The 6,239-nt window shown below is 44.8% G+C and carries 6 protein-coding genes; all 6 read left to right on the top strand.

The annotated features are described in order from the left end of the window. Positions 1–150: 150 nt before the first annotated feature. Positions 151–1,215 (top strand): tyrosine-type recombinase/integrase, encoded by a 1,065-nt coding sequence (locus IB286_RS15090; protein WP_190766976.1) that lies wholly within the window; start codon positions 151–153, stop codon positions 1,213–1,215. Continuing rightward, a complete protein-coding gene (locus IB286_RS15085; RefSeq protein WP_190766974.1) occupies positions 1,212–2,810 on the top strand; it encodes a phage integrase SAM-like domain-containing protein in 1,599 nt (532 codons plus the stop codon). Before IB286_RS15090 ends, IB286_RS15085 begins: the two co-directional genes overlap by 4 nt. After that, entirely contained in the window at positions 2,807–4,672 is a 1,866-nt protein-coding gene (locus IB286_RS15080) for a site-specific integrase (protein ID WP_190766972.1), read from the top strand. The genes IB286_RS15085 and IB286_RS15080 overlap by 4 nt, the downstream gene beginning before the upstream one ends. Beyond that, positions 4,672–5,058 carry a TetR family transcriptional regulator gene (locus IB286_RS15075; protein ID WP_190766970.1) on the top strand — a complete coding sequence of 129 codons (387 nt, stop codon included), beginning with the start codon at positions 4,672–4,674 and terminating at the stop codon, positions 5,056–5,058. Before IB286_RS15080 ends, IB286_RS15075 begins: the two co-directional genes overlap by 1 nt. A 90-nt stretch (positions 5,059–5,148) precedes the next feature. Continuing rightward, entirely contained in the window at positions 5,149–5,646 is a 498-nt protein-coding gene (locus tag IB286_RS15070; RefSeq protein ID WP_190766968.1) for an ankyrin repeat domain-containing protein, read from the top strand. Between the two features lie 9 nt (positions 5,647–5,655). Beyond that, positions 5,656–6,063: a Rap1a/Tai family immunity protein gene (locus tag IB286_RS15065; protein WP_190766966.1), complete on the top strand. Its 408-nt coding sequence runs from the start codon at positions 5,656–5,658 to the stop codon at positions 6,061–6,063. Positions 6,064–6,239 lie beyond the last annotated feature (176 nt).

The following is a 6,239-nucleotide window of genomic DNA, read 5'->3' as shown; positions in this document are numbered from 1 at the left end:
ATGTTATTGAGCTATAATTTCCTTACACATTAGGGTTATATAGAATCAATAACTTAGAGACAATCAGAGATGCGTCTAATAAGAGCCTCCGAAGACTTTAAACTTCACAACCAGTCCTACGAAGGGTTTCCTCTTTTAGTGGATTCCGAGATGGAACTGGTCAGGGTGGCTCACAAGTTCCTAGTCTACTATTGCATCACCAGAGGTCGGGTACAGAGTAGAAATAGCTGGTGGAAGTACGGACAGGATTTGTATGACTACTTTGGCTATCTGGAAGCTGGTGGGATTGATTGGCGATCTAGTTTAGCAACAACCCAGCATTCAGTGATTGCTGCATATAGAGATTGGTCATTCGAAAATGGTTTGACCAGCAAGACCATCAACGGGCGTTTAAGAACCATCATTCAGTTCTACCAATTTGCCTATAGGAAAAAATGGATTTCGTCGGTTCCATTCGATATTGAATCGGTCATTGTAAATAAACCAAAAGGGTTTCTTGCGCACACAGATCGCAGTGGTAACACAGCGGCGTCTCCAAATGTAATGCTTAAGGAGAGGTTCACCCATTTACAAATTCTCACTGAGGATGAAGTGAAAAGGTTAATGTCTCATAAGACCTTTGTCTCTCAGCACCTGATATATCGAATGGCTGTTCAAACAGGAATGCGGAAGGAAGAACTGATGACCTTTCCGTCCAGCTATATCACCGACCCCAAGAGTCACAGAGGAAGGGCGGTAGTTCGGGTTAGGTTGAAGCCTGGAGACATGAGAACGAAGGGATCAAGAGAGCGAGACATCGATATTCCTATGGGGCTATATGAGCGCCTATGGCAGTACAAAATACATGAGCGCAATCAACTACTGCTGGCTAATGAATCTCCAGAAAGATACGAATTGTTCATCAACCGATTCGGAAGACCATATTCAATCAAAGGCTCCATTCTCAACAAAGAACTCAAGGAAATCACGTGCAGAAAAGATATTAGTCTGCACGATCTAAGACACACATACGCCACTTTCAAACTGTACGGTTTGAGGTCTAATCCAAATTATCGTGGTGAGCCACTGGTCTACATACAGGATCGCCTGGGCCATTCGAGCATTAACACAACACGTATCTATCTGCATTACATCGAAAGGCTCGAAAGTGACCTGATGACTGAATACGACGAAGATATTGATCGTATTTGTATGGAGGCTCAGGTAGCCGCATGAGAGCGCGTAAACAGTTCAGGGTTGATCAGGCTGAATCTCTCAATGTCGCGGTAACAGAGAAGCCCTATAGACCTCTCTTGAGGGATGTCCCGCCAGATAACTCAGTTGTGTCATTTCCACCAAATCCCAAAGAAGTATTGTCGTTTGATTTTACTCCGAACTATGGCCTGGGGTTTGATGCCATTGTTTCTGCGCTGCAACAAACTGTAGAAATTTGTTTGGCAGAAAATGTCGTTGAAGCATCAACAGTGGCGAGTTATTGCTCTGGTGGGGTCAGAGAGCTATGTAAGTATCTCACCTTGTATCGACAGGGGCTAAATCGAGAGCTGTTGCTTGGCGATATTACCGTAGAGTTTATTGAAAATTATATTCAGCATTTAAAAATAAGACACCCGAATGGTACAACTGCGAAGGGGTATTACACTCAAACAAAATCGCTTTTAAGACAGATGCTGAAAATGGGATGGATCGAGCATCTCGATTTCCCCAAAAACCCTTTTCCACACTCCAATAAACAGTGTAAAGGGCAGAAGCCTTTTTCAAAGTCAGAACGAAAACGTATTGCTCAGACATTGAAAAAAGATGTTTCCATAATCCTGAGTAAGAATGAGCCTCTAACAGCGGATGAACTGGTCATTTGTGTGTTGGCTATTGCTCTGCGATCAGGCATGAATACAGTGCCGTTGCTTGAAATGACCACCGACTCTATAAAAGATCACCCGCTGAAAGAAAACCGAAAGCTGTTAGTGCTCTATAAGCGGCGAGGTAACGCAACGCACATTCAGAGCCTTCGGCACGCAAAAGAGGTAGAAAACGCACAAACAGTGTTGGCCGATGTGGCGATGATTGTTGAACATATCATCAGAGTGAATGCCTTGGTGAGAGCGGAGCTAGGGAGCGATCTGGTCTTTGCATATAGGTCTAGAGCGGGTGGGAATGTGGGCCAGCCAACCGCGCTGTCCTCTAGTATGCTTACGGAGGGGATCAAGAGTTGGCGCAAAGAACACGACTTGAAAAATGATAGTGGCGACCCGCTGACAATCAATATTTCCCGCTTTAGAAAAACCTTTGAAAACAGAATATTTGAGCTTTCTGGTGGAGACCCTTTTGTTACGGCAAGGCTGTCCAACAGTACAGTCAAAGTCACAGATCAACACTATCTGGAAGCCCCTGTAGAAGCCGAAAGTAATTTCCGTCTGATGGGGGAGGTGCGCACCAAGGAACTGCTAAGCAAGGTTAATCTCATTGAAAATAATACGCCGGTTTCCAAGTGTAATTTGATCCCCACCGAGACTGATAAAGACGGCAATGATGTGTATTGCACCAAGTTTTTGAAGTGTGTTCGCTGCCGCCACATGGTTGTCACACCAGAAGACTTATACCGTTTATTTTCCTTTTATTGGCTGCTGGTGAGTGAGCGTGAGCAGGTTGGAGCCAAACGCTGGAAAAAGTATTTTTTCCACATCATTCGGATTATTGATAACGATATTGCACCTCTGTTTGATGAGGATTATGTGAGAGAAGTTAAAGAAAGGGCGCGAATCGAGCCTCACCCCGCGTGGAAGCATCGGCACCAGCTGGAGGAAGTGGCATGACAAAACAGTTGGAAGTCAGCGCACTGGATTATTGTCGGACGATTAAACTCGATGAGCTAGATAGCGAGTCGCTTAACAGGCTACCTATTTCATCGTACAAGTTGCCAGATGGCACCCATCAGGTACTCAGCGAGTACGGGGATATGGAGTGGCGATATGAAAATGACCGCTTTGTAAAGGGCGTTAAAGACGGGGCGAAAAAAATATCGTTCAAATCTATACCGCCAGCGTTTGTTGAGCCGCTGAAATATGCGGTAAAACAATACGATATTAAAATGACTCCGGCTGGTGGAACTCTGTGTTATTACTATAAGAATATCAAGCCGTTTCTTGCTTATTTGGACTGTCTCAATATTCAAGCGATGTCAGTGGTGACGCCGTTTGTAGCTGCAAGTTATGTCCAGCACAGCAAGGAGCAGGTTTCTCTGCGGGGTAAGCCGCTTTCTGTGAAGACTTTGGTCAGCAGGTTTTCGGGTATAGAACTGCTTTATAAATACCTTAAGGGAACCCCCTGGGAATTTGAGCATCCGTGGCCCGAGAGTTCATCGGTGCATCTGGGCGGGCTAACAGGCACAGAGCATAGCGGCAAAAAGACTGCAAAAACTGAAGTCATCAGTGATGAAGAATTAAAAATAGTTGTCTCGCACTGCGAGGAAATCTTAGACCAAGCGCCGGAATTGATCACTCTGGCGGCTGAGATTGCGCGAGTTAGACGCCATGAGCCGAAAGAAAGGCAGGCAGCACTTCTTAACGCGCTGCTGAGTGCAGAAGGATTCACTGGCCTCAGAGAGTTCAATGCGCAATACAATCAGATAGGCACGGCAACGGCCATTATCATCCTTACCTTTAGCGGTATCAGAATTCACGAGTTGTTGGGCATTCAAAATAACGCTTATCGCATTGAGGATAATGAAGACGAAGTGCTGCATTGGCTCAAATCCTATTCGAGCAAAACCAACGAAGGTTATACAGAATGGTTGTCTCCGGAAATAGTGATCAAGGCAGTTAAGGTTAGGAAGGCGTTCAATCAACCCTTGCAAGACGCACTGCTGGCTGAACAGGCCAGTTTGTTCGAGCAAGACCCTTATCACCCGAGGGCGTTAGCCATTGAGGGCTACAAAGACAATTTGTTTTTAGCCAAAGTTAACTCAAATGGGGGGCGGGTTGAGCTTGTTAGTACAGTTGGGTTCGATAAAGCACTGAAGAGATTTGGTAATGCGCTGGGCGTCCCGAACCTGGCGTCTCACCGGTTCAGGCGGACATTTGCGGTGTATGTTGCTACGTCCGCATATGGCGACTTGCGCTACCTGAAAAAGCACTTTAAGCACTGGAGCATGGATATGACCTTGCTCTATGCGTTTAATGATCATCAGTCAGAAGAGCTTTACGACGAAATCGCGATAGAAATTAAAAACTATAAAGTTGCTCGGGTGGACGAATTTCTTGAAGAAGACACGATTATTACCGGGGGACTGGCCGACAAGCTGATCTCCTATCGGTCGAGTAGTGAAGCGGTGAGAACCTTCAGCAGTCGGGCAGAAATGGCAGAGAAAATATCAGACACGATTCATCTGCGCTCAACGGGGCACTCGTGGTGTACATCCGACAACTCGGGTTGCGGTGGTCGGTCTAGCATAGAAAGCACGCGATGCGTTGAGTGCAAAGACTCGATTATCGAAAAGGATAGGCACGGCGAATACTTCAACCAACTGCACCTTCAGCAAATAGAACTGCTAAACATTGATGATATAGGCCCCGTAGGCAAACAGCGCGTAGAACGCGATCTAAGGCGATGTGAGAGCGTTCTGAGAGATCTCGGCCTGTTTGATGGTGCGGCCAGTAACGAGAAGGAGATTGCGTAATGGCAGCGACGACAGAAAAGAACCTGCGAAACGCCTTGATACGACTCAAACATGGTCGCCCCAAGGTGGTTGATAAGCGACGCAAAATCTCCATAACTGCCCTTGCTGAAGAGGCTGGTGTCAAAGACTCAACGATCCACAACCGATACCCAGATATAGCAGCGGAGGTCAGAGGGTTAACGGGTAATACTCATAAGGCTCAGCGTGATGACAAAAGCGCGAAGCTGAAAGCAGAAAAAGAAAAGAATCGGAAACTGAGAGCGTACATCGAAGAGCTGGAGTCTGATGTGCGCAAACTGGTATCGATTAACGCGACTTTAGACAGCGCAAATGAGCAGTTAAAGGCCGAGTTGTCGAGCGGAAACGTGGTGAGAATTGGTGGATAATGGCACATAGCGGTCACTCAAGAAAGTCGATATGTAGATGTTTTACTTTGTTATTGTTCAACGGCTCGTTAACTCTAAGGTGAGGTAATAATGTCAGTTGCTGAAGAAACCTTTAACTACGCAAAAAAAATATGTGATATTGATTGCAGGCAGCAATTTGCAGAAAAGCGACCGGGGGTTGATATAAATGCTGCTGACGAGGATGGATACACCGCTCTTATGCTTGCTGTACTTCGCCCGGAGCTAAATAAAAATAATTTGGTAGGCTTGTTGCTTGATCTCGGTGCCGATTGCGATGTCGAGAACAATACTGGAGAAACAGCGTTATTCATGGCAATTGAAGATGGTCTAACTTTTACCGTATATCAGATGCTTTGGCTTGCGGATAAAAATTTTATTTCTTCCAATGGAGATTCATCTCTAGCCGTCGCCAAATATTTTTCATCGAATATGAGAGAAATAATTCCCTTAATGGAAGCGTGGGGGTTTGTTGACACAGAAAATCCCACAACATACGAACAAAGTAGGGATTTACTTTATTACTCAGAAGGTTGTACCACATGCGGCGGCAGTGTGTGCGGAAAATAGGGTGGGCGGATGAAATTAATAATCGGTTTGTTAACACTACTTCTAATATCTACTCCGACTTTCGCCGGAAGTCTTCATGAATTATTTATTAACGGTTGTCAGGCATACGTTTCAGGCGTTTCATTGCAAACTAAGCCGATTGAAAAAAGTGATCAAATGGCGATTGGTTACTGTTTGGGGTTAGTTGATGGAGTTTCTAAAACTATATATCACTACAACCTTAAGGATGTTTGTTTCCCTGAAGAACCCTCTCCAACACTAGACGAGCTCATTAATGTAGTTATGGTATATATCCATAAAGACCCAGAAAAAGTAAAAAAATTGTCTTCAATGGGTATGTTTTCCAACAATGATCTGATTCACCTTGCGTTCTTAGAAAAGTATCCATGTGATGAATACCCTCCTTCCCAAAAGTGACCGTTTTTGTCGCAGAGCAAACATTTATAGCAATGTTGTCTTGCGGGAATGTAGTAAGAATTGGCCGATAATCGAGGGTTCTATAACGATGAAAAAGTGCAAAATTCCTTACATCAGCATATCAACTATAAATTCAAGCACTTACAGAATAGTAAGTCTTACCAAGGTTGTATAAA

It is taken from the genome of Spongiibacter pelagi (genome assembly GCF_014705705.1).
Lineage (GTDB): Bacteria > Pseudomonadota > Gammaproteobacteria > Pseudomonadales > Spongiibacteraceae > Spongiibacter > Spongiibacter pelagi.
This window is presented reverse-complemented; position numbering and strand designations above follow the sequence as displayed.

Coding starts and splice junctions, on each gene's coding strand:
- IB286_RS15090 (WP_190766976.1), top strand. CDS start 151: ATGGAACTGGTCAGGGTGGCTCACAAGTTCCTAGTCTACTATTGCATC.
- IB286_RS15085 (WP_190766974.1), top strand. CDS start 1,212: ATGAGAGCGCGTAAACAGTTCAGGGTTGATCAGGCTGAATCTCTCAAT.
- IB286_RS15080 (WP_190766972.1), top strand. CDS start 2,807: ATGACAAAACAGTTGGAAGTCAGCGCACTGGATTATTGTCGGACGATT.
- IB286_RS15075 (WP_190766970.1), top strand. CDS start 4,672: ATGGCAGCGACGACAGAAAAGAACCTGCGAAACGCCTTGATACGACTC.
- IB286_RS15070 (WP_190766968.1), top strand. CDS start 5,149: ATGTCAGTTGCTGAAGAAACCTTTAACTACGCAAAAAAAATATGTGAT.
- IB286_RS15065 (WP_190766966.1), top strand. CDS start 5,656: ATGAAATTAATAATCGGTTTGTTAACACTACTTCTAATATCTACTCCG.